This window comes from Saccharicrinis sp. GN24d3 (assembly GCF_052400645.1).
In the GTDB taxonomy this organism is placed as follows: domain Bacteria; phylum Bacteroidota; class Bacteroidia; order Bacteroidales; family Marinilabiliaceae; genus Saccharicrinis.
On sequence record NZ_JBQTGI010000003.1, the window covers coordinates 153,568 to 178,133 of the forward strand.

18 protein-coding genes are annotated in these 24,566 nt (G+C 36.0%); 7 read left to right on the top strand and 11 right to left on the bottom strand.

The genetic code is table 11. The features are described from left to right. Positions 1–53: 53 nt before the first annotated feature. The 4 genes from ACT29I_RS05220 to ACT29I_RS05235 form a co-directional block, all read right to left on the bottom strand. The gene (locus ACT29I_RS05220; RefSeq protein ID WP_430931112.1) at positions 54–596 is read right to left on the bottom strand and encodes a hypothetical protein; all 543 of its coding nucleotides are present in this window, start codon (positions 594–596) and stop codon (positions 54–56) included. 41 nt (positions 597–637) lie between these two features. Next, positions 638–1,207, bottom strand: a complete 570-nt coding sequence (locus ACT29I_RS05225; protein ID WP_444792845.1) for an RNA polymerase sigma factor — start codon at positions 1,205–1,207, stop codon at positions 638–640. Positions 1,208–1,728: 521 nt separating this feature from the next. After that, on the bottom strand, positions 1,729–2,466 hold the full coding sequence (ppk2, locus tag ACT29I_RS05230; RefSeq protein WP_430931110.1) for a polyphosphate kinase 2: 738 nt from the start codon (positions 2,464–2,466) through the stop codon (positions 1,729–1,731). A gap of 3 nt (positions 2,467–2,469) precedes the next feature. Next, a complete protein-coding gene (locus ACT29I_RS05235) occupies positions 2,470–3,345 on the bottom strand; it encodes a hypothetical protein (protein ID WP_430931109.1) in 876 nt (291 codons plus the stop codon). A 569-nt stretch (positions 3,346–3,914) separates the two neighbouring features. Here ACT29I_RS05235 and ACT29I_RS05240 point away from each other — a divergent pair. After that, on the top strand, positions 3,915–8,921 hold the full coding sequence (locus ACT29I_RS05240; protein WP_430931108.1) for a hypothetical protein: 5,007 nt from the start codon (positions 3,915–3,917) through the stop codon (positions 8,919–8,921). Positions 8,922–8,931: 10 nt separating this feature from the next. Then, the gene (locus tag ACT29I_RS05245; RefSeq protein WP_444792846.1) at positions 8,932–9,630 is read left to right on the top strand and encodes a hypothetical protein; all 699 of its coding nucleotides are present in this window, start codon (positions 8,932–8,934) and stop codon (positions 9,628–9,630) included. On the opposite strand, the gene corA is transcribed toward ACT29I_RS05245, so the two are convergent. From corA to ACT29I_RS05280, 7 genes are read right to left on the bottom strand one after another with little or no spacing between them, the layout of a single operon-like run. Further along, positions 9,627–10,694: a magnesium/cobalt transporter CorA gene (gene corA, locus ACT29I_RS05250; protein ID WP_430931106.1), complete on the bottom strand. Its 1,068-nt coding sequence runs from the start codon at positions 10,692–10,694 to the stop codon at positions 9,627–9,629. The two genes, ACT29I_RS05245 and corA, sit on opposite strands and share 4 nt — an antisense overlap. An 18-nt stretch (positions 10,695–10,712) precedes the next feature. After that, positions 10,713–11,294 carry a glutamine amidotransferase-related protein gene (locus tag ACT29I_RS05255; RefSeq protein ID WP_444792847.1) on the bottom strand — a complete coding sequence of 194 codons (582 nt, stop codon included), beginning with the start codon at positions 11,292–11,294 and terminating at the stop codon, positions 10,713–10,715. Positions 11,295–11,309: 15 nt separating this feature from the next. After that, positions 11,310–11,651 (bottom strand): hypothetical protein, encoded by a 342-nt coding sequence (locus ACT29I_RS05260; RefSeq protein ID WP_430931104.1) that lies wholly within the window; start codon positions 11,649–11,651, stop codon positions 11,310–11,312. 3 nt (positions 11,652–11,654) lie between these two features. Then, positions 11,655–12,632, bottom strand: coding sequence for a deoxyhypusine synthase family protein (locus ACT29I_RS05265; RefSeq protein WP_430931103.1), 978 nt, complete (start codon positions 12,630–12,632; stop codon positions 11,655–11,657). Further along, positions 12,622–13,476, bottom strand: coding sequence for an agmatinase (gene speB, locus ACT29I_RS05270; protein ID WP_444792848.1), 855 nt, complete (start codon positions 13,474–13,476; stop codon positions 12,622–12,624). Before speB ends, ACT29I_RS05265 begins: the two co-directional genes overlap by 11 nt. After that, entirely contained in the window at positions 13,476–14,951 is a 1,476-nt protein-coding gene (locus ACT29I_RS05275) for an arginine decarboxylase (protein WP_444792849.1), read from the bottom strand. The genes speB and ACT29I_RS05275 overlap by 1 nt, the downstream gene beginning before the upstream one ends. A gap of 15 nt (positions 14,952–14,966) precedes the next feature. Further along, positions 14,967–16,499 carry a carbon-nitrogen hydrolase family protein gene (locus ACT29I_RS05280; protein WP_430931100.1) on the bottom strand — a complete coding sequence of 511 codons (1,533 nt, stop codon included), beginning with the start codon at positions 16,497–16,499 and terminating at the stop codon, positions 14,967–14,969. Positions 16,500–16,702: 203 nt separating this feature from the next. Here ACT29I_RS05280 and ACT29I_RS05285 point away from each other — a divergent pair, with 203 nt between their 5' ends. The 5 genes from ACT29I_RS05285 (at position 16,703) to ACT29I_RS05305 (ending at position 24,477) form a co-directional block, all read left to right on the top strand. Further along, the gene (locus ACT29I_RS05285) at positions 16,703–17,266 is read left to right on the top strand and encodes a TetR/AcrR family transcriptional regulator (protein WP_444792850.1); all 564 of its coding nucleotides are present in this window, start codon (positions 16,703–16,705) and stop codon (positions 17,264–17,266) included. Positions 17,267–17,319: 53 nt separating this feature from the next. Then, positions 17,320–17,775, top strand: a complete 456-nt coding sequence (locus ACT29I_RS05290; RefSeq protein ID WP_430931098.1) for a hypothetical protein — start codon at positions 17,320–17,322, stop codon at positions 17,773–17,775. Positions 17,776–17,787: 12 nt separating this feature from the next. Beyond that, a complete protein-coding gene (locus ACT29I_RS05295; RefSeq protein WP_430931097.1) occupies positions 17,788–18,552 on the top strand; it encodes a peroxiredoxin-like family protein in 765 nt (254 codons plus the stop codon). A 278-nt stretch (positions 18,553–18,830) separates the two neighbouring features. Continuing rightward, positions 18,831–20,636: an outer membrane protein assembly factor BamA gene (bamA, locus tag ACT29I_RS05300; RefSeq protein ID WP_430931096.1), complete on the top strand. Its 1,806-nt coding sequence runs from the start codon at positions 18,831–18,833 to the stop codon at positions 20,634–20,636. A gap of 10 nt (positions 20,637–20,646) precedes the next feature. Beyond that, positions 20,647–24,477, top strand: a complete 3,831-nt coding sequence (locus tag ACT29I_RS05305; protein WP_444792851.1) for a translocation/assembly module TamB domain-containing protein — start codon at positions 20,647–20,649, stop codon at positions 24,475–24,477. The last annotated feature ends 89 nt before the right edge of the window (positions 24,478–24,566 follow it).

A 24,566-nucleotide genomic window follows, 5' to 3' on the forward strand; every position in this document is an offset into this window, starting at 1 on the left:
CTGTTTTTTAATACTAAAATGAGTTATTTTAACGATTGCTTATCATTCCTTCATTACAATAAATCTAATGGAAGAGCATCCCAATACATTTGGTCGAATGTGCTGTTATCTTCATTATATTGATCAACAATTTGTTTTGTTTGGGTTAAAATTCCACTTCGGTTTTTTGTAACAACCCACACTTTGCGGTTATGTTTATTTAGCTGGTTTATGAATCCGGTGGGTATTATATTTGAAATAAAATCATGAAAATCAAAAACCCACAAATAGTCTTCATTTAATCTATTCAACATTGGCTGTTCTGCAAAATTTTCAAAGGTAATATCTATTACGGTTCCTTTTTTAAAGCCAATTTGTTTCTCGTTACCTAAAATGATATCGGGATACTTCTTTTTTAGATTGTTAAATAGTGCTTTAGCAGATTCATCCTTCGAATTAGGGCGTTTCAGGTATTCGTTGTAGAGAAAGTCATTGTTTTGAAAAATAACCAACAGCCGTAAGTCAACGTTTAAATTTTTCGCTAATTCAACTACAATACCTTGTGATTCTAGATTTGAATTCTCCAGATTAAATGGAAATAAAATGTTCGATTTCATGACATTGCGTATTAATGTATTAACGACAATATAAAAATATATTAAATTGCCTTGCTGTAGTATTTACCAACTTTCTGGCGTGCTCTCATCAACCTCATTTTAATAGCACTTTTTGAAATATTTAATTCAGTCTGGATATCTTTTACAGAGTAATTATTTCTGTATTTTAATTCCAACAACTTTTTGTCCTGCTCCGGTATTTCATCCAAAGCCTTGTATAATTCCGCCTCTCTTTCTTCTCTTTCTTTTCGCTCCTCAATGGAGAACAGGTCGCTATCATCGGGAATATAGTGGGTAACTAAATCAAAAGGTTCCACTTTGCTTTTCTGCTGTTTTTTTTGCGCTGTAACGCAATGATTAAATGTTATGGCATAAAGCCAGGTGGAGAATTTTGAGTTTCCCTTAAAAGCACTTTTTTTTGCAAAGGCCTTCATGAAAATATCTTGTGTCAAATCAAAAGCGTCGTCGGTATTTTGGGTAAATGATAAACATTTGTTAAACACTTTTAAATAATATCGATGATATAAAAGTTCCATACAGCTATTATCTCCGGTATAGTAAGCCTGGATTAATACTTCATCTGATTGTTTTGAATACTCTGACCTCTTCATTTTTTACTTTATTAATCTGTTAAATTGTTTATGTAAATTTATATGTATTGCAAGGCGCATAATAGAGACAAAAAGCGTAATTTTTAGGTCATTGTATTTCTTAATATCTAAGAGATTTATGAATAAGTAACTAAGAGAAACTCGTAGTTTTTGCTTAAGGGATAGTGTAATAGTTAGATAAACTATAGTTAAGAGTAGTCCATACGACCTATAAGATACATGCTTCCCATCTATCATGCTTATTTCTTTGGCCGCTTTTTAATAAAGTTGGCAGAAAGAATAGATCTGCTGTGAATTCGTATTTAAAACATTATTCCCGCAGCACACTTATTTTTCTGCCTTAAGGAAACCCTGCACACGGTTCACAATAGGTAATTTATGGATGGGGAAAGGCATACAAAAAAAAGTAAATATTAATAGCAATTCCCCTATGGTTCCACCAATTAATATATCCTTAAAATAAAGTTTATACTTTATTGGGATGACAAAACGGTTTATGGATTATATGAATATTGGACATATTAAACGATAGATACAATAGAATCGTCCGGGGTTAGCCTTTCACTTGTTATTCCTTTCTCTTTATACGACATTGTATTTAATACGTGCCTTATGGCTTCCTTTCTTGCATCGTCTTTATCATTGCCTTTTATGATTACCCAGGGCGATTCAACGGTGCTGGTGTGCTTAAACATTTCTTTTTTATAGTGCGTATAATCATTCCATTTCAGTTGTGCCTGCATATCAACCGTGCTTAGTTTCCATTGAATCAGCGGGTTTACCTTGCGTTCGTCGAGGCGTTTTTTTTGTTCTTCGGGATTGATGGAGAACCAAAGTTTTACTATTGCCAAGCCATCTTCCACCAACATATTTTCGAGCATCACAACCTGTTTTAAAAATAATTGATACTGATCATCGGAACAAAAACCCATAACCGGTTCAACAACAGCTCTGTTATACCAGCTACGATCGAAAAAAACTATTTCTCCGGGGTTAGGTAACTTTTCAATGTAGCGTTGGAAATACCATTGCCCGCTTTCTATCTCAGTTGGTTTATTAAGCGCAACTACCCTGTAAAACCTGGGGTTAAGGAAACGTATGAATCGCATAATGGCTCCTCCTTTTCCAGCACTGTCTCTCCCTTCGAATATGATGAGTAATCGTTTTCTATTTTCAACAATATCATACTGGAGTTTAATCAATTCTGTTTGCAGATTGATATATTCCGGATCGTTTTCTATTGAGTGGTAGTGTACCATAATTTATATTTTCAAATCTTGCAAATCGTCCTTTTCTCGCATTACTAAAACAGGAATCGTTGACTTAAGCAATAATTCATCGCTTATACTTTTGTGGAAAATAGTGTCCAGAAAAAATCGTTCATGTTTTATGGTTACCAACAAGCCCGCCTGGCTCTTTAAAATATAATCCTCTATTGCATCAATCACATTTTTTCCCTGAAAACTTTTAAATACATGTTTCCTGTTTTTTTTAATCGCATTCATAATCGTTTTATACCCGTCTATACTTTGAGGGAAAAAAGCGGTTTCCGATTTTGTAATATGTATAAAATGAATGTTTGAATCGAAAGCTTTTGCATACGATAAAACATCTTTTATGTATAGCTCGTTATAATTTAACTTTTTTAAATCGGTTGCATATACAATTTCACCTATTGGTTTAAAAGGACAGTTTTGCGGAACAACTAATACCGAGGCATTGTTTCTTTCAAAGATGTCATCATTGATTATTTTAAATTGCTTCTTGTTTTGTTTCTCATCTTCTGATATAGGTAACGCCACTAAGTCAATGGTTTCCTCCTTAAGTATTTTTCTGATTTCACTTAACCATTCACCGTGAACGTATCTGTGGTCAAACCTTATTTTTAGGTCGTTATCGGTTTTAGCATGGTGTTCGATATAATATTTATTGAACCTGGTAATTTGGTTATAAGCACAAAGCCAATTGTTTTTAACTAAAGAGTTATATTTTTCCTTGGTGATATTATTGTCCAATTCGATATCAAAAACATTTAGCAATATCAGTTCGGCATTTAAATTTCGCGCAAATTTAACCGCATACACATAACAATCGGTGTATAATGGGTTATCTAGTTCAAAAGGAAATAATATTTTCATATAAACATTTTTTAATATTATGACTAAATGTCTTATGCAGGTCACGTAACATCCCAATGGTCATTTTTTCAAAATATCAGAATGTAGTTCTCAATAAATAAGTATTGTGACCAAATTTAGAGTGCCAGTCATAATTACTAGAGATTAGAGCAACATTTAACAGTATCATGAATGTCGTGGTATTCAAGATACAGAATAATTTTTTAACTATAAATAAATATTTATAAATTATAGGACCAGTGCCACTTAAGTTTGATAAATTCGGTTAACTTATTCATGAATAGTTGCTTGAAATTAAGTATAGTTTTACCTACTGTAAGTAGGGCACGCATTTAAAAATATTACACCTCACATACCTCTTATTTTCCTAAAAGAGCCCATCGGCGCAGATCCCTATAGGAAATTGAAGGGTACGGGTGTGGCATGACAATATCAATATATTAAATTTTAATGGCGATCAATTTGATATTGCCAAATGAAATAATGAAATAAGATTCAGAAATAGTACCTTTAAGATATTAACTTAGTGGTCTTTTTTAGATTTATTGATTAACAAAACATACCTGATTGTGGGAAAAATTAAAAAGTTTGGAACTTTCGGTGGAGTATTTTCACCCTCTATTTTAACAATTCTTGGAGTAATCATGTATTTACGCTTTCCTGCAATTATTGGTCAGGCTGGTTTAATAAATACGATCGGAATTGTTGTTGTGGCGCACATTATTTCTATCACCACTAGTTTAAGTGTAGCCTCCTTGTCAACGGATAAACCAGTTCAAAACGGAGGTACTTATTTCATGATCTCCAGAAGCCTGGGGCTTCCGATTGGAGGCACGTTGGGTTTGGCCTTGTTTGTTGGGTTATCTTTTAGTGTTAGTCTTTACTTAATCGGTTTTTCAGAAAGCTTCTTGCAATATTGGGGTTTAACCAACAATATCCAAACAATCAGAATAACAGGAACGATTGTTTTGATTGCGGTTACAACCATCACATTTATCAGCACATCGCTTGCTATTAAATCCCAGTATTTCATTATGGCGGCAATCGGTTTATCGTTGCTGTCTATATTTTTGGGGAAACACGATTTTGCCCCGAGCGAAATAAATATAGCGCCGTTGGCCACTGCTGCCCCTTTTATGGTTTTGTTTGGAATATTTTTTCCGGCGGTAACAGGTTTTGAGGCTGGTGTTTCCATGTCGGGAGACCTTAAAAACCCCAGCAAATCACTGCCTGTTGGTGCAATGATGGCCGTTGGTATTGGTTTTATTGTATACATTGGCTTGGCCTTTTTTTATGCCTTTACGGTCGATGCAAATGCCCTGGTTAACGATCCTCAAATATTATTTAAAATATCACTTGTTCCGGCATTGGTCATAGCGGGCATATGGGGGGCAACGCTCTCTTCCGCATTGGGAAGCATTCTTGGGGCGCCCAGGATACTTCAGGCAATTGCGATGGATAAAATAGCACCCGGGTTTTTAGCAAAAGGAACCGGGAAAACAAATGAGCCACGCAATGCGTTATTGCTGGCATTTGTTATTGCGGAAGCAGGTATTTTGATTGGTGAACTTGATGTTATCGCCCGTATTGTTTCCATGTTTTTTATTACCACCTATGCGTTTCTGAATTTAGCCTCAGCCATTGAAAGCTGGTCGAGTTCAGATTTTAGGCCTGCATTTAAAATTCCAAGGTTTGTAAGTGTGATAGGGGCATTGGCCGCTTTTATTGTTATGATTCTGCTCGATTTTTTGGCCTTGGCAGGCGCAACTATCGTATTAGGACTACTTTATTTCTACCTGCAGCGGAAAGAGCTGATATTAGAAAGCGGCGACGCCTGGAGCAGTTTTTGGACGAATATGGCAAAACAGGCCCTACTCAAACTAAGTGCAAAAAAAGATAATTCGCGTAATTGGCGACCCAATATTGTATTGTTCAGTGGAGGAGAAAAAGTCAGACCGCATTTGGTTGAGTTAGGACTGGATCTTTCCGGAAAGCTTGGAGCACTGACCGATTTCAACTTGAGACTGGATGTTAATGCGGTACGCACATTAACACGGGGAAACGAGAAAAAAGATCAAAATCTAAAATATTTTCGCAGAGATTTACCTTGCAGTTCTATTGAGGAAGGGATAAGCACAGTGACCAACGTATATGGATTTAGCGGTTTCGAACCCAATACAGTTCTAATGGGCTGGAGCAAACAAGTTGAAAACAAAGAATTTTTAGTGAGGGTTTTGAACAACTTGAAAGCTAAAAAAATGAATACCGTTTTTTTAGATTATGACAGGAACAACGGATTTGGGAAAAAGGAAAACATAGATATATGGTGGAACGGCAAAGGGCGATTTTTAAGTTTGGCGTTAAATTTATTGAAATTCCTGCAAACGTCCGCTGAATGGCGTGACTCTGGTGTTAGGCTGTTGATTATTAACAGCGACTCATCTATCCACGACAATATATTCAGAGAAACATCGGCATTACTATCCGAGAAACGTATAAAAGCCGATATTAAAATATTGTCGGATGATTTTGGTTCAAGAACGACGGAAGATATTATCCATTCGGAATCGAATGCTGCGGATTTGCTGATGTTGGGCATTTCTTCCAATGTTAACTTATCTAAAGAGTACATTGATAAAATAAACAGAATAACCCAGCTGACAGCAAGTACACTGTTAATTCTTCCATCGCTTGAGTTTGAAGAGTTAAATTTAATCGATAAAAAGGTCGTTAAGGTTAAAACTGCCGAAACGAAATCAGAACTGGTGCCTTTGCCTGCACTTCCCTCAATGGAGAACGCTGTTGTTAGAAGCCGACTTGAAAAGCTTGATCATAAATTGTGCTCGATGGGGGAAAAATTTGTGGACACCGCTTTTGATTCAACCGTAGAACAGTTGGCATTAATTCTGGGTAAAATTCAAGAAGTTTCCGTGCAAAATATTGCCATGCTCAAAAAAGAGGTATTTCAGTATAGTAAAATCGAATTCCAAAAGGCTGTTGCCAGAAATCATCAACAATACCTTAGGAAAATGACTTCAATTGTTGATACACAAAATAAGGAGTATTTAAGTGAAGCCGGAAAAATATTACAAAATGGCATTCAACTTTTGATTTCCGAATTAGGCAACCATGTTTTTGAATCACCGGAAACCATTTTGATCCCATTCTTTTTAGAAAAGAAAAACAAAGAGAAAAATATAAAATATCAATTTCGCAAAAACCTGAATTACCATATTGACAAACACGTGTTTGTTAATTTAAAATCATTGGTTGAAAATATTGAAGAAGGGACGTTGGGCTTTTTAATGGATATCCGAAAAAGCATTATGGGTATTAATGATTCCTATCAGAAACTCACTTTTGTAAATAACATTGACAAGGATAATATATTTGTGGACATTGACTTACAAATAGAAAAAACAAGCGAGATTGCACAAAAATTAAATGCGTTAAAAAATAACTCAAGAAATAGTCTGATGGTTGCCTTTCGAGAGGTGACTTGTAGTTTGGCAAGCGACACACAACATATTGAACGTATCGCTCAATCCAATAAACACAAGAGCGTAAAGAATCCTGTCAATATTGAGCTGTTAAAGTCCTTTTCAGAGGAGTGGGGTAAAGGTGCAAATTTATTAAACAATACGCTTTTGTTGGATATGAATATCTTAGCTCAAAAGGACATAGCCGACAATATCATAACAGCAGGGAATGACAAAATCTATAATCATGTTTCTGATATTATTTTGAAACCGGCACAAGATATTTTGGATATTGTGAATCAATTTAGTGTGAATCAGTCTCTTAAGGTTAAGTTGCCAGATCTGGAGGATAAAATTGAACTCATCGCAATTGTAAATGAGCTGATTCAAAAGGTAATCGGAAATATTGAGAAATTGCCGGAAGAAATGAGTGTTCCCGAACATATTTCCAAAGATTCGGAACCGATACGTTTGTTGGCTTATACGGAACGCGTGGTGTACCCAAACAAATTGGCTGCAAACTACACGGACACGTTGTTCCGCGAACCTTACTACCGGGATGTCGAAAAACTGAACAAAGTGGTGGATTATGCCATTATCGAAATTAAAGAAGCATGCAGTTTATTCGTCTTTCATATTAATAACATTGAGAATACAGAAACCGAAGGAGCACCGAATGATACAATAGACAAGGCCTTTTATAAAAAGGTGATATCGCAGGTAGAAGGAGAAAAGAAAAAAATTGAGTTGGAGCTGAACAAGATAAACGGTAAATCCATCAACTATCTGCACAACTCGTTCTCCAAGCTATTTTACCATGCCATTATCGAGGAAGGAAAAGGGGAGAAGAAGGAACAAAGGCCAAGTAAAAAGATTGTTTCAAGTTTGCGGGGGCAACTTACAAAATTTAAGGAAAATATTAACAATGCCATCATTTATGTAATAAATAGTACTAATGCCAGCCTGCTTATTTCTAAAAAATACATAGAAGAACAAAAAGCGGCTGAAATTAGCAACGGACAGCTTCTTGATTTTATCGAAGATATCAGTCCCATTAAAAATATTTATAACTCGGTTCCGGTATTTTATAGAAACCTGATGAGCAGTGGCTCAACTATTAACAATGATTTTTGGATTCCAAGGGATCGGGAAATTAAAATTGTAAAAAATGCTTTACTACGTCATAAAAACGGGATAGGAGGTGCTTTGGTTATTAAAGGAGTGCATGGTGCTGGAAAAACCACCTTGTCTAGGCATGCGTTGAGAGTTTTATTCAAAAAGAACAATGGATTCTGGATTGATCCGCCCGTTTCCGGCTCCGCAGATCCAAATGACTTGCTGAAAAAGTTTCAAAAGGAAATCGCGAATTTAAGCGATTTGGATAGTATCTGCAGGAATATGCCTTACGAAAGCGCAGTCGTCATTAACAATCTCGATTTATGGTGGGAACGGCGACCCGGTGGAGGAGATGTTATTTTAAAGTTAATAGAATTGATCAAGTGGTACGGCAATAGAATATTTTTTATTTTGAATTGCGATTCAAATTCATTCAAGGTAATCAATAGCATTTACCATATTTCAAACCATGTGCTTGAATTGGTAGATTGTGAACCTTTTAATGCGAAAGAACTGCAACATCTTATTTTAAACAGACACAAATCAAGTGGAATAACTTTAAGTTATCAAGGTAAAACCGAAGATGCCATTTCGCAATTAAAGTTTTCCTTATTGTTTAACCAATACTTTTATTTATCGGGCGGAATACCTGGCATTGCGATGAATATTTGGAAAGCAAATATTGTCAAGTTTGAGAAGGACACGATTTCTATCAGGAAACCGGCGAAATATAATTCCGATCCTTTATGTTATTTGCAGAAGGAGTGGCTTCTGGTAATTTCCTTGTTTATTCAACATAAACATATTGATATAAAAAAACTTGTCCGTTTAACGAATTACAAAATGGAGGTGGCCAACAATTTAATACATGGGATGAAAAACGCAGGTGTTATCGTTGAAAAAGACTCGCAAATATTTATGCTAGACCGAAATATTGAGCCCTATTTGGTTTATTGTTGTAAAACTTTTGAATTAATTTAAAATCAGAATCATGATACTTACCATTGTTGCGATTGCAATATTTCTATTTTTTGTTTTCAGGTTAATAAACTATATAAAAAGCAAACTGCCATTGACAAGCCGTTTTAGGCATTTCCTATTTTATGTTTTGCCCATCGCAGAGTTATTAAGCTGGATCGGCCTTGTTTTATGGTTTTTTGCCGAGGTTTACTCTTCAGGTAACAACTTTATGCTGATAGCGGTTTCTGTTCTACTTGTTATATTTACTATCCCCTCTATCGCTTTACTAAAGGATTTTATTGTCGGCATTAATCTTAAATCGCAAAATAAGATTAACGAAGGAGATTATATTGATTTAGAGGATGTTAAGGGTAATATTATCAGAGCAGGACATTTTAGGTTAGATGTTGTGGACAAACAGGGAGATGCCAATTCCATTTCATACAGTGCAATTCGCTCCCATGTAATTAAATCACAAAGCACCCACCAAAGGCTTACCAAAGTAAAACTGTCATTTTCGTTTGAAGAAAGCGAAAATATAAATGATATAGTTTCTGATTTAAGATTACAGATATTAAATACGGCTTGGGTTGCCGCTGGATATGAACCAATCGTTGAAATAGAGAAGATAGAGAATGGAAAAGTCGACCTAAAGGCCGACATATTTACTATAAGCGAGTCTTATGCGGAAAACATAAAAAAAATGCTGGATAAATATTTCGGGCTTTAAATCCATTTTCTTTTTTTAAAATAAATCAACATTCCCCCAACAATTAAAAGCATCACCAATAACATCATCGGATATCCATACTTAAACTTTAATTCCGGAATAAATTCAAAATTAGTTCCATAGATACCGGCAATAAACGTGAGCGGAATAAAAATAACGGAAAAAATAGTCAGAAATTTCATGATATCATTTAACCTGCTGCTTACCTGGGTATGGTATATATTCAATTGGTTACTAAGAATTTCCTTGTAGTTGTTGAGCGAATCTACCGCATGGTTAATATTGCTCTGTAATTCCTTGAAAAACATTATATTATTATCGTTAATATATTCGCACTCCAGTTTTATAAGGTTAAATATCATTTCTTTACAGGGTGCAATGGACTTATGTAAGTAAATCATTTCGCTTTTGTAGAAATTGATTTCCATCAGGATGGATTTATCCGTAACATGTAATAGTTTTTCATCCAGGTTTTCCACTTTTTCGCCAATTTTACTGATAATGTAGGTGTAATTATCAATAATAATGTCAATAAGTGCATACATTAAATAATCAGAACCCAATAGCCGTAACTTTTTCCTGGTGTTTTTTAATCGTTCCCGAACAGGAGTAAACACGTCGCCTTTTCGTTCCTGAAACGTGATTAATTGCTTGTTTTTAAGTAGAAATACGATATTCTCGGTGCTTACTTTATCGGCTTCGTTATTTGCCAGGCTAGCCATCTTGGCGGAGACATACAAACAGTCTTCATATTCAATGACCCTTGGCCTGCTATGTGTATTTAAAACTTCAGATATAATTACGGGATCAATATTCAGATAGTTAGAAACGTTTTGCATGATCTGTTCATTGTGAAGACCGTAAATATTAATCCAGGAATTAACGTTTTCTAAATCATACCTGTATAGATCTGCCAAGTCATCCACCTCAATTTCTATTAATGATTTTTCATCATAGCTGATTAAATGAATGACCGTATCGTCTATCTTTTTCTCGCCCCTAAACATAATGCGATCAGGAGAAAGGCCAATATGTTCTTTGTTACTTTTTAGAAAACGAGCCATTTGATCAGTATTTAAAAGTTACTGTTGAATGACACCACATATTTTCAGGAAATTACGCACCATCAATAATCCATCTTCGCCTGAAACTTCGGGGTGTGACTGAAAACCATAAACCGGTTTATTTATATGCTTTATGATTTCGGTTGTACAAGTATCTGAGGTGCCCAGGCTTTCGAAAGAATCCGGCAATTCAGACACGTAAAAAGAATGTCTTTTGACCAAAGACACTTCTGTTTTATCTAAACCTTCAAAAATTGGGTCTTCCGGTTTAGTGATGGTGATTATCTCCTTTCTGGCATGATAATCAGGTAGTTTTTTTATCCGGCCTCTGTTGGCTACCGCAATTATTTCATGCCCTAAACAAAACCCCAGGATAGGGACATTAAAATTAAGCATGGCCACAAAGTTAGAGGTCAGGTTTAAAGGTTCGTACGGGTTTCCCTTACCTCCGGATAAAATGATTCCCTTTATCTTGCTTTTTGCAGACAAGGTGATCGGTTGATTATGATCAAAAAACACATAATCAAAATCCTGCTCCGACAAATATTGCCTTTTAAACTTTTTAATAAATGCACTTTGATTATCGATAATTAATAACATCGCAATTGGTTATTTTTATTTTGAGTTGTTCTTGTCTTCACTAATATAGTCAATATCACCATGTTTGTCTATGTATTTCTTCATTTTGCCCGATTTTAAGCTGTAATCATCATTAAAATCATCATCTTCGTCCATGATCTGGAAAGCAAGTTCTTTCGACATTCGTACCATATAAACAACATCGTCTGTTTCCAACCTAAGGGCCGATATTTGATGGCCCTTTGAATCCTTATAGGTGATTATGTCGTCATGAAGCCCATCGCTGTTTACCAGTTTGAGTTGTTCTTTCAAGTCCACTGGCAACTTGTGGTAATCGACAATAGTTCTTTTTTTGTTTTGTGCATTGAATTTGTTCATGGCTTACCAGTTTAATAAGTATGCAAACACTAAAGGAGCAACAATGGTTGCATCCGATTCGATGATAAATTTGGGAGTATCAGTACTAAGCTTCCCCCAGGTTATTTTTTCGTTGGGGATTGCACCGGAATATGATCCATAACTCGTGGTTGAATCTGAAATCTGACAGAAATAGCCCCAAAAAGGTATACTGGTTTCGTTCAGATCTTGCGATAACATGGGCACCACGCATATTGGAAAATCACCTGCTATGCCACCGCCAATTTGAAAAAAGCCTATTTTACCTTTTATTGTATTCTCCTTGTACCAATTAGCCAGCCATGTCATATATTCTATTCCTGACTTAACTATAGATGGATGAAGAACTCCCTTAATGCAATACGAAGCGAAAATATTGCCCATGGTAGAATCTTCCCACCCGGGAACCACTATCGGAAGGTTTTTTTCTGCCGCGGCAAGCATCCAACTATGCTTGGGGTCTATTTCGTAGTAATTTTCCAGCACGCCGGACAATAGCAATTGGTACATATACTCATGCGGGAAATATCTTTTCTCATTGTTTTGTGCTTTATCCCAAAGTTCATAAATATGTTGTTGTAATCGTCTGAAAGCCTCCTCTTCGGGAATACAGGTATCCGTAACCCGATTGAATCCATCTTCCAATAACCCCCACTCATCCTCGGGGGATAAATCTCTGTATCCGGGAATCCTTTTATATGATTTATGGGCTACCAGATTCATGATATCCTCTTCGAGGTTGGCACCCGTGCATGATATGATATGCACTTTATCCTGCCTGATCATTTCGGCCAAAGATTTTCCCATCTCGGCTGTACTCATAGCGCCGGCCAGGGTAATCATCATTTTATTTCCTTGGGCCAATTGTTTTTCATATTCTTGTGCCGCATCAACTATGCTGGCAGCATTGAAATGCTTATAGTGCTCAAGCATAAAATTTGATATGGGCCCTTTATTGTTCATTGTATTTGAATTTATATGACAGGAGTTTGTAATATAATTTGGCAGCCAAAAAGTTTGGGGCTTTTAAATCCGTTATAGGTGCTAACTCTACAATATCAAACCCCAATACTTTTTTGGCTTTAAATAATTCTTTTAAAAATGTTAAGGTTTCATACCATCCTAAACCACCGGGTTCCGGAGTTCCTGTTGATGGCATGATGGATGGGTCAAAAACATCCAGGTCAATGGTTAGATAGACTTTATCTGTCATCTTATCAATGGCTTGCTTAATCCAATCATTCTTTCCCGCGATATCCTGAGCCAGGAATGCGTTATCTTTTTTAAAATATTTCGTTTCAGAAACATCCATACTTCTGATGCCTATTTGAATCAGATTTGTGTTTAACGAGGCTTGGTGTAATGCACAGGCATGATTATATTTTGAGCCTTCGTACCGATCGCGCAAATCGGCATGGGCGTCCAGTTGCACTACGGTTAAATCTGAATAAGCCTCTGTAAATGCTTTAATTATTCCAATACTAATAGAGTGCTCGCCTCCAAAAAAGGTCAAGAATTTGTTAAGTTCCAATAACTTTTTTGTGGATCTATAAATGCCATCAAACATCTTTTCTGGTGTCTCTTCTGCTACAATCCCAGGTAGGATATGAATCCCTTTTTTGAATACTTCAGAGTTTGTCTCTATATCATAAAGTTCCATGTTTTCGCATGCCTCCATGAAAGCTTCAAAACCTTTATCCGCTCCTTTTCCCCAGGTACTTGTTCCATCATATGGGATTGACTGTAGCAGTATATTGGCTTTAGAAAACAGTGTGTACTCTTGTTCAATACCTCCAAACGGTTTCATTAATTCACCTCCTTTTGCAATCGCTTATTATTTATTTCTACATTGGGCACCGGATTTGTTGAATGTTCTTTTGTGTTGTATCCCAGTATTTTAAACATTTCATCAGCAGACTGTTCTTCTCTGTAAACATAGTGCTTAAAGTTACCCTTTTCATCCCTGTCGATGATGACATGTTTAGGTGAAGGGATTAGACAATGTTTTATACCTCCATATCCACTAATTGAATCCTGATAAGCACCTGTGTGAAAAAAACCAAGGTAAAGAGGTTCCTTATCGGTTTCCTTATACTTAGGAAGCAATATCTCCTGGTTCAAATCTTCCGAATTGTAATAATCTGAATGGTCGCAACTAATACCGCCAATATTTATCCGCTGATATTCATTATCCCACTTATTTAAGGGAAGCAAAATGAATTTTTCGTGGATTGACCAGGCATCCGGTATAGTGTTCATCAGGCTGTTATTGATGATATACCAGATTTCCGTATCATTTTGTTGTTTTTGCTCCAGAACCTCAAATATGATCGCTCCTGATTCTCCCACCGTATATTTGCCAAATTCGGTATAAATATCCGGTTCCGGTATATTATCCTTAATACAAGCTTCTTTAATGTTTTTAATAATTTCGTTAATCATGTACTCATAATTATACTCAAAGCCCAGATGGTTGCGAATTGGAAATCCTCCTCCCAGATTGATTGAATTTAATGTTTCGCACTCCTTTTTTAACTCGGAATACACACCTAAAGCTCTTTGAAATTCGCCCCAGTAATACAGCGTATCTTTGATGCCTGAATCCACGAAAAAATGGAGCATCTTCAGTTCAACTTTAGCATTGTTATGAATATGTTTCTTGTAAAATTTTTTAAACTCACCACTTGGTATGCCCAACCTGGAGGTATAGTATGCCGACTGTATTTCCTCATTGATAGCCATTCGCATACCAATTTTAACCTTATGGTTAAGGTTAAACATTTTCAACCTATGCAATTCTCTTTCGCTATCCAGTATTAAAATTGAATTGTGAAAGCCAGCTTGCTGAAGTTGGATAATCTTGGTTAAATATTCTTCCGTTTTGTAACCGTTGTGAACGATGGTGCGATTCTTATCAATTTTCTTTTCCTTATATAGATGTAAAATCAAATCAATGTCATAAGAAGATGAGGTTTCAAGGTTTACATTGTGCTTTAATGCTTCATTTACCACATGATAAAAGTGATTGCACTTGGTACAATAACAATAGTTATAAGAGCCTTTATATCCGTTGTTTTTTATGGCCCTGTTAAAGAGGTTTCTGGCCTTTTTAATTTGGTCTCCAATTTTGGGTAAATAAATAAACCTAAAAGGTGTGCCATATTGCTCAATTAGATATTTAAGCGATACCCCATGAAAAGTCAGGTAATCATTTCTTAGGTCAAATCCTTCTTGCGGAAAGTAATAGCTTTGCTCAATTAGGTCGAAGTATGAATTTTTCATTTTACGTAAATAGCATCAATGTTGATTAATTCGTTTTAAATTATATATGTCTTTTCTTCTATCCGCCATGTTTTTAACACTTCCATGGTTTCTTAAATCTCTTAATAAATCCAGGTCTACATCCGCAATTAATATCATTTCGGTATTTGGTGTTGCTTCCGCTTTAATTCCGTTGGTTGGAAACTGAAAATCACATGGCGTAAATACCATTGACTGTGCATACTGAATATCCATGTTGTGAACATTAGGCAGGTTACCCACACTACCTGCAATAACCACATAACACTCATTTTCTATGGCCCTGGCCTGGGCGCAATTTCTTACCCTGGAGTATCCGTTTTGTGTATCTGTTAAAAAGGGCACAAACAAAACTTCCATTCCGTCATCTGCCAGCAATCTCGATAGTTCGGGAAACTCTATGTCATAGCAAATAAGAATTCCTATTTTACCGCAATCCGTATTGAACGTTTTTACTTCACTGCCCCCTTGTAATGCCCATACTTTTCTTTCGTCGGGTGTGACATGTAGTTTTTCAAATCGCTCAATGCTACCATCTCTTCTGCACAAATAACCTACATTAAAAAGGCTGTTGTCCACCAGTTCGGGCATGCTTCCAGTAATAATGTTGATGTTATAACTGATGGCCAGTTTGGACATAGCTTGTATAACTTCTTCGGTATATTTAGACAATTCCCTAATGGCATCCGGTTCGCTGAGATGATTATATGCAGCCATAAGAGGTGCATTAAAAAACTCGGGAAACAAGGCAAAGTCACTTTTGTAACCGCTTAAAGCATCTACAAAATATTCAACCTGTTGCAACAACTCCTGTGATGTTTTATAGGGCCTCATTTGCCATTGAACAACTCCAATCCGCACTATCTTTTTAATAGATGCTGCTTTGGTTTTCGGTTTTTCAAAAAACACGTTATCCCACCTCAATAGCACTGCATACTCCTCCGATTCAACATCGCCTTCCAAATAGTTTTTTAAAATTCTTACGGGATGAAAATCGTTTGATATTTGAAAGTTCAAAACCGGATCGTTTATCTCCTTTGCCTTTACTTTTTCAATATATTGCCGGGGCGTAATTTCCTTTGAATATTTATGGTAATTTGGAATTCTGCCTCCAAACAAAATACCTCTAAGATTGAGCCTTTCGCAAAGTTCTTTTCTATAATCATATAATCTTCTGCCTAACCTTAAACCTCTGAATTCGGGCTTTACAAATACATCAATTCCATACAGAATATCTCCATCATCCGAATGCGTATCAAAAGTGTAATTACTGGTTATTTCACCATAGGTATGGTGGCCTTCTAAATCGGAAGAGTTTACAATTATGCTTAGTGCACAACCTGCAATTTCTTCGTTTACCTTAATGACTACTTGTCCCTCCGGAAATATATCGATAAGTTTTTCAATTTTTTCCGGCGCCCAATACGCGTTATCTAAGGCATGATACGAACTAATCATGACCTCTTTGAGTTCGGCGTAATCATTAATATTTAAGTAACTAAGCTGAACATTGCTTATTTCATTTTCCATTTTCTCAAATCCAAACAAATTCTAAATTAAAATTTTATTTTTTAGACTAGAAAAAAAAAAATGGTAACACAATAAATTATCTTTTTTCAAACAATTCAAATATAATGATTATTGACTCCATGAGGTTTGTTTGTAAACATTAACAATTTATTAACAGTTTATATCTAACCAAATGTTTAGATTTGTCAAATAATTTGAAGCAAATGCCAAGATATAAAGCATATAACGAACAAGAGGTGCTGGAAAGGGCTATGAATCTTTTCTGGAAAAATGGTTATGAAGCTACTTCTATGCAACAATTAGAGAAAGAAATGGGGATTAACAAATTTTCTATTTATTCTAGTTTTGGTAGTAAAAGTGGCTTATTGCAAGAAAGCATAAAATGTTATGCCCAAAAACTAAATTCCATTGTAGAAAAATTACAAAACACACCAGGTGGTGTGAAAGCTATACAACAATATTTTTACGATTTTATCAATTTCTCGAAAGAAAGTGATTCGCAAAAAGGTTGTCTTATTACTAATACGGCCAATGAATGTATAGTAGAAAACAATATGGAAATTCAACAGTTATTAAATTATTATACCACTGGAATAAGAGATGTTTTTGCCGAAAAATTAAGGGAAAATATTACTTATAGCGAAGAAGAAGTGCAAGAAAAAGCAGATTATTTATTTATCGCCATGTTCGGATTTTCTTCGGCTACCAAAATATTTACTTACACACAATTAAAGAACTATATAAGTCACATATTTAAGAATATTTAAAAAAATTTAAACAATAACTAACTAATCGTTTAGAAACAATAAAATGTAATACCATGAATAAAATAGAAAAAATAGTAGTTGGAGTAAGTAGTTTACTAATGAGTATTGTATTAATTCGATTTTCCATTTCCAAATTAGCAGGTTGGGAAGTTTCAGTCAATGCGTTTATCGAAATGGCAAAACCATTAAGCATAAATCCTACTTTTTTTAGGTTAATTACAGGCGTCCAAATTTCAATTTTGTGCTTATCATACATGGCCACTGCTCTTTATACTTTATTTATGGGTAAGAAATATTTTTTCTCGCCATTGAGTTACTATAAATTGAGTGTCTTTGCCAATACATTTGGTTTTATTACCATGGTAGGTGCTTTGTTGGCAGAATTCTTTTTGCGTATTCAGCCTAAATGGCCTTTGGTATATATTGCCATAGGTATCATATTCTTTTCAATTCTCAATGCATATATTATTAATAGAAAAGCAAATCAATCAATAGTAGTCACTCAATAAAACACATGAATTATGAAGATTATAAATATTTTAAGTATTTGTATGTTATTAAGCGTAATGAATGCCTGTGATGTAAAAAACGGCAAAAAATCATCTATAATTAAAGAAGAACCTATGGAAGTAAGCATTGCACAATCCCAAGTATTGGAAGAGCGTAAAATAAGTTTTGGTAAAAAGGCCGACGAAAAAACGAAACAAATTTATAAAGAAGGATTAGAAGCAGTAAAGGAAAGTGGCATATTAAAATCTGCTAAAAATGTAGGAGATTCAGCCCCAGGTTTTACCTTAAAAAATGCACTGGGAAAAGCAGTGTCATTGCAGGATTATTTGCAAAAAGGACCTGTTGTTTTGGTTTGGTACAGAGGGGGGTGGTGTCCTTACTGCAATATCAATTTACAGTTTTTACAGCAAGAATTACCCAATATTAAAGCGCAAGGCGCTAATTTAGTTGCGCTAACGCCAGAAATTCCTGACCAATCTATTAGCACTAGCGAAAAACATGATTTAGCTTTTGAGGTGTTGAGTGACATGGGTAATAAAGTAGCAAAAGACTATGGTGTGGTTTTTAAATTAACCGATGATGTAGCCAAAATATATAATGAAAAATTTGATCTAAACGCATACAATGGGGATGATTCAAACGAACTACCATTAGCGGCCACTTATATTATTAATACCGATGGGGAAATAGTATATGCATTTTTAGACAGCGATTACAGAAATCGTGCAGAGCCTGCGGAAATCACTGCTTTTTTAAAGAAAATGAAGCAGAAGTAATATAGGCCATAAATAATCCCTTAGGTGTACCATAATACCTAAGGGATAAATATCATAGTATTAAATGTTTGACTACCTGATCATGGCATAATCAATTTGCTATCTGTAAAACTACGCTAACAAATATACCCAGTCATTATTGGCGGTATCCCCCGGTAAAATACTTTCGATCAACTTTTATAAAACTATGTTCTAAAATTTATTATATTACTACTGTTCATTTTCCAGGGGAGATAGATGAATGATGTTAACACAGATGAATAGAAACGGTAGTAATAATGCGTAATGCACTGAAATTTATATTTTTTATCACCTTGCTGATCCCAGCTCTTTCCGCCTACTCGCAGAAGCTGTATCGTATTAGAGGCCTGGATTTTACCGGGAATAGTATCTTATCAGAAGAAGTGCTTCTGGAACAGTTTAATACCGTTCCGCGCCAAAAATTGAATAGGTTGTTATTTTGGAAGAAAAAACCGGAGTTTGCTTTGACTGTTCTAAAAAACGATATTGACCGGTTAAAAAGTTACTACATCCGCAATGGCTTTATACATCCTGAAATCAGCTATTCGCTCGATACCATAAAGCATAAAAAGCATATTAACATCCTTGTGTCCATTCTTGAAAATGAATATGTAACTGTTGATTCCATACATTTTAAGGGTTCAACGGATAGCCTGGCACAGGCGATAATTGCTTACTCACAAACCAAAATCCCATTAAAGCAAAAACAACGATTTAAGGATGTTGATGTTTTTAAAACAGAGAACATACTCCGGCAGAATTTTTCAAATGAAGGTTACCCTTTACTGCAAACTACCTATCAAATCCTATTTGACAAACAGAAAAAGGCTGTAAATGTCTACTTTAAGGTTGATCCCGGTAATCGGAGTTTTTTTGGTGATATAAACATTACAGGCGATACCCTGATACCAGAGACATTTATCAGAAAACGCATCTTATTATCAAAGTCTGATTTGTACAGCCAGGAAAAAATAAACAAGACACAGGAAAATATATTTGATACAGATCTTTTTCAGTATGTGATTATCAATGCGATGAAAGACAGTGTTGTCGAGAATAACATACCTATTGAAGTCATTGTAAAAGAACTTCCGCGTTACGCTTTTGAGGGGGGGGTGGGGTACGGCACCGAAGACAGGTTAAGATTATCGGGAGAGATGAAACGATTAAGTTTTTTGGGCGGCGCTAGAAGGCTGATATTGAAAGGCAAAACTTCCTATTTTGTTCCCTTAAGCATTGACCTCAATTTTATTCAACCAGACTTGTTCCTGAATAACCTGGATTTTTCTTTTAATCCTTTTTTCATAAGAGAAAGGGAACAAAGCTATCAGATAGACCGCGTGGGCGGTGGAATAAATTTCCTGTATCCTCTGAATAAAAAAATAAAAGTGAACTTAACTTATGCCATTGAGCGCGACAACCTGACTGAACTTAATGATTTGCAATTGGATGAAAGCGAACTGAAACATGACAAATCTATCCTCACTGTTGGTAGTGTGTACAATTCTACCAACAACAGGTTTTATCCTAGACAGGGATATAAAATGGATGGTACATTATCTTATGCAGGTCTGGGATTTGGCCATGATATTCAATATTACCAGTTTCAATTGTCGCTACGTAATTATTCGGCATTAACCGAAAATTTAATCCTTGCTTTACGTTTTAAAACAGGTGTGATTCAAAACATCCAAAACTCGGACGAAACACCTATTGAAGAAAGGTTTTATGCCGGAGGGGCCTCCTCGTTAAGAGGCTGGACCAGACATGGTATTTCACCGGTGGACCAGGAAGGTTTTGCCATTGGGGGAAATACGCTTATGGAAGCAAGCGCTGAGCTGAGGTTTCCTATTTACGATATTTTTGGAGGCGTTGTTTTTATGGATGTTGGAAATGTTTGGTCAGATTCTTACCAGTATTCCATGGCCTCGTTACACTATAATGCCGGTTTGGGTTTTAGGATTAAATCACCTATAGGCCCCATCCGTTTGGACATGGCATCTCCGGTTATTAAAGACGCTTTTGATTTCCAATTTTTTATTTCAATCGGACAAACCTTTTAAGTATCAAATAATGATCATCAGAATAATAAAAATAGCGTCATATGTGTTGGGAGGTATAATCGGCCTTTTACTGTTGCTGTTAATGCTAGTTAGGTTTGGGTATTTAAATACCACTATTGTCAATATAGTATCCAGCCAGGCCAGCAAAAATATGCATGGTGAATTAATCATTGAATCATTACAGGGAAATATATTTTCTGATTTTAGCCTTGAGAACATCCATCTTAGTCAAGGTGGCGATACCTTATTAAGCTGTCAGACGATGCATATTGACTACCGGATTTGGAGTTTGCTGCAAAATAAAGTTGAGGTTAACCACTTAAAAATAATCAGGCTGCATCTTAATGTGGTCCAGGAACAAGATTCAACTTTCAATTTGGCTAATGTTTTTGTAGCAAGTGATAAAAAAGGTTCGGAGACCAATGGCTCGACATTTGATCTGAATATTAAAGAATTCACCTTGTCCCAACTTACTTCCAACATTAATATGCTGGAGAAAAACCAATCTGTTCCGGATTATATTGAATCTAATCTGCAGACCTCCTTGCAACTTTCCGGTGATCAGTTTGAAGTAGATCTTAAAGCATTCGACTTGGCTACACAAAATCCGGATTTTAAGGTGGTTAAGTTGTCCGGAAAATTCTATAGAACATTGGATAAACTGAATTGGACTGATATAGTGGTGCAGTTAAACAGCACATTGGCTAAAACCGATGGAGATATTGAATTTAATGAGAAGAATAAAATTACTGCCCATATCAATATTGCCCCGTTGGATTTCTCGGATTTTAATGCCTTGTTGCCGGGATTAAAATTATACGGTAGCCCAACCCTTTATTTTTTGTTAGAGGGTAATTCGGATAAGTATACACTGGAGGCCAGCATTAAACAGGCGATGCAAACAATTCGACTTAAAGGTGTTTTATCCGATTGGCACGGCGAACCAACATATTCAGGCAATCTTTTGCTAGAAGGGATTAACGGTGCTTATTGGACGAACGATCCCACCTTAAAATCCCATGTTACCGGTAAAATGCAGGTGCAGGGTAAAGGATTTGATATGCATGAGAGTGTAATAACTTTGGAAGGCAGTTTTAAAGAGATCATGTATGATAATTACAGTTTCCGTAATCTAAAAGTAAATAGTACGAAAAACAGAGGGGATTTAAAGGGTGAATTAAGCACGTTGGCTTCCTTTGGGGATATTCAGCTCAATTATCGTCTCACTACAATTTTTAGCCAGCCTAAATATAATGTTAAAGCCAGGTACCGCAACTTAAACGTACAGCATTTGCCGGGCATTGATTCCATCTACACCCTTTTAAACGGTACCATTTCAGTTGTTGGTACAGGTACATCATTAGATAATTTAATGGCTGATGTGGTAGTTAATTCCAATAACTCCATGCTGTTGGATTATCCCATCGATGATTTCAAAATTCAGGCCAATTATAAACAAGGTGATTATCGTTTCACTGGCTTAAATTTTGATACGCCTTATTTTGGCTTAACGGCCCAAGGTAAAGGTAACTTGAAAAAAAGCAATCATATCAGTTTTGGTTTTGAGGCCAGAAACATAAGCCCATTGTTGTCCGAGTTTAATCTTCCAGGTATTGAATTGCAGGGAACACTGAATGGTCAGATAAACGGAAAAGCAGAAGATTTTAACGTTGATATTAACCTGGCACTGGATCGGGCTAAATACGATTCTTTGCGGATAGGCAACAGTAATGCGCATATCCTGTTAAATGTTTCGGATAAAATATATCAGGGTGAAGTAACCCTTAAATCAACAGATTTAAGCCATACTTCCTATCACCTTCAAGCATTGGATTTAACCGGTGATTTTACCAAGGATATAATAAATACCCAACTTACACTGGAAGTAAACGATTCGTTAAACGCATCATTTCGTGGAGGTTTGGTGAATTTTCAAAGCCCCACACTTCAGGTGGATCAATTAGACATTAATTATAACGGGGTACAATGGGCCAACAACCAGGATTCTACCTATATCAATCTTAATCCCAAAAACATTTATGTACATCAATTCAATTTAAATTCAGGAATTCAAAATATTGGCGTACACGGCGTTTTCTCTTTTGATGGAGCACAAAACCTGAAAATCGATATTCAAGACTTTGATTTAAGCCATGTGCCGCTGCAAAGCCATGTACCCTTCCGGTTATCAGGAAGCTTATCTTCCTATTCCCATCTTACCGGAACCGCTCATTATCCTATCATCCACAATCAAACCTCTATCGAGCAACTTAATATTAACGAATATAGTATTGATAAAATCACCACCAACCAGCATTATGAAAACCAGCTGCTGACGCATACCGGTATATTTAACAAAAAAGACGGTCAACCTATCCGAACATCTTTTAGCATTCCACTGCACTTGTCACTCAGCGATAGTATCTATTTATTACGTGATACCCCTTTGTTTTCGGCATCCCTGCATGTAGACAGCCTTGACGTGAATGCCATGTACCGTATTAATCCTTTAGAAAATGTCATTATTAAAGGTTTTGCATTTGCCAACATCAAGGTTTCTAATACTATCGCTAATCCCATGATTAATGGGGAATTTAAATTAACGAAAGGACTATTTGAAGATAGTGAGTTGGGTGCCTACTATAAGGATATTCACCTAAACGCCAGTGTTTATAAGAGTTTGGTTACACTAAACGGATTGAGTGCCAAGACCAATAAAAAAGGCAAGCTTGATTTGAACGGGTACCTTAACCTGGAAAATGGGTTGTCTACCGATTCTAGCAATATTTTTATAAAATTAAAAACTACTAGCTTTCAGGCCTTAAGATCCAATAGGATGGATATGAACATGGATGCCGATATGGTGATCGTGGGTTCCAGTCAACACCCTATCCTGAATGGTCAGGTAACACTTAACCGTTCGCGAATAAACGCCGATTATTTAACGCAATATGCTAATCAAAAAACCGACGATCCCAACCCACCGTTACTGCTGGAGGCGATGGGTGAAGAACAAAACGATACCGGAATGCCCGACTCCATTAAATCTGATTTTATGATTTCATCCTCCACCATATTCAAAAACTTGCGGGGTACGATAGATTTAAAGATACCTTCCAACACCTGGGTTCGCGGAAAAAATATGAATTTTGAAATGAACGGTTCGCTGCGGTTCCTAAAAACCACAGAAGATATAGATATTGTGGGGAATATGATAGTAAGGAAAGGATCCTACAAAATGTACGGAAGAAACTTCAATATCAAGGAAGGTGAATTGACTTTTACCGGAGGGAAAGAGCTAAATCCATATGTGGACTTCACCATCCTTTATAAATTCAGGGATATAGAAATGGAACTGCGCACACTGAAAATTCATATTACCGGAAGAATGTTGCAACCAGACATGGAATTCGTATTGGATGATGACGAGATAGCTGAAAAGGATGCCATCGCTTATATTGTTTTTAAAAAGAGCTCAGATCAGTTAAGCAGCAACCAAAAAAGTAAGGTTTTCAGCGGTGAAGAATTGGCTATGGGCCTTGTCCTGGACCAACTATCATTTGTCGTTAAGGAATCGTTGAAGCAATCAACCGGATTAGACGTGATTGAAATAACCGGCGAGAACAATTGGAAAACAAGCAATGTGACCTTGGGTAAATATATCACCAACAAGCTTTATTTAAGTTATGAACAAGCTTTCCTTTTGGACAAAAAAACAAAAACAGTAAATACCGAAAAAATGATGTTGGAATATGAATTCCTTAGAAACATAGTTTTAAAGGCCACCAACCAAAACAGCAATTCCGGCTTTGATTTGATCTTTAAACGAAAATGGAAATAGGGGGCTGGTTCATCAATTTACACTATAGCGGAAACTGAAAGAAATATTTAACCAAGAATATATCGAAGGTAGTATGCATAAACAACCAT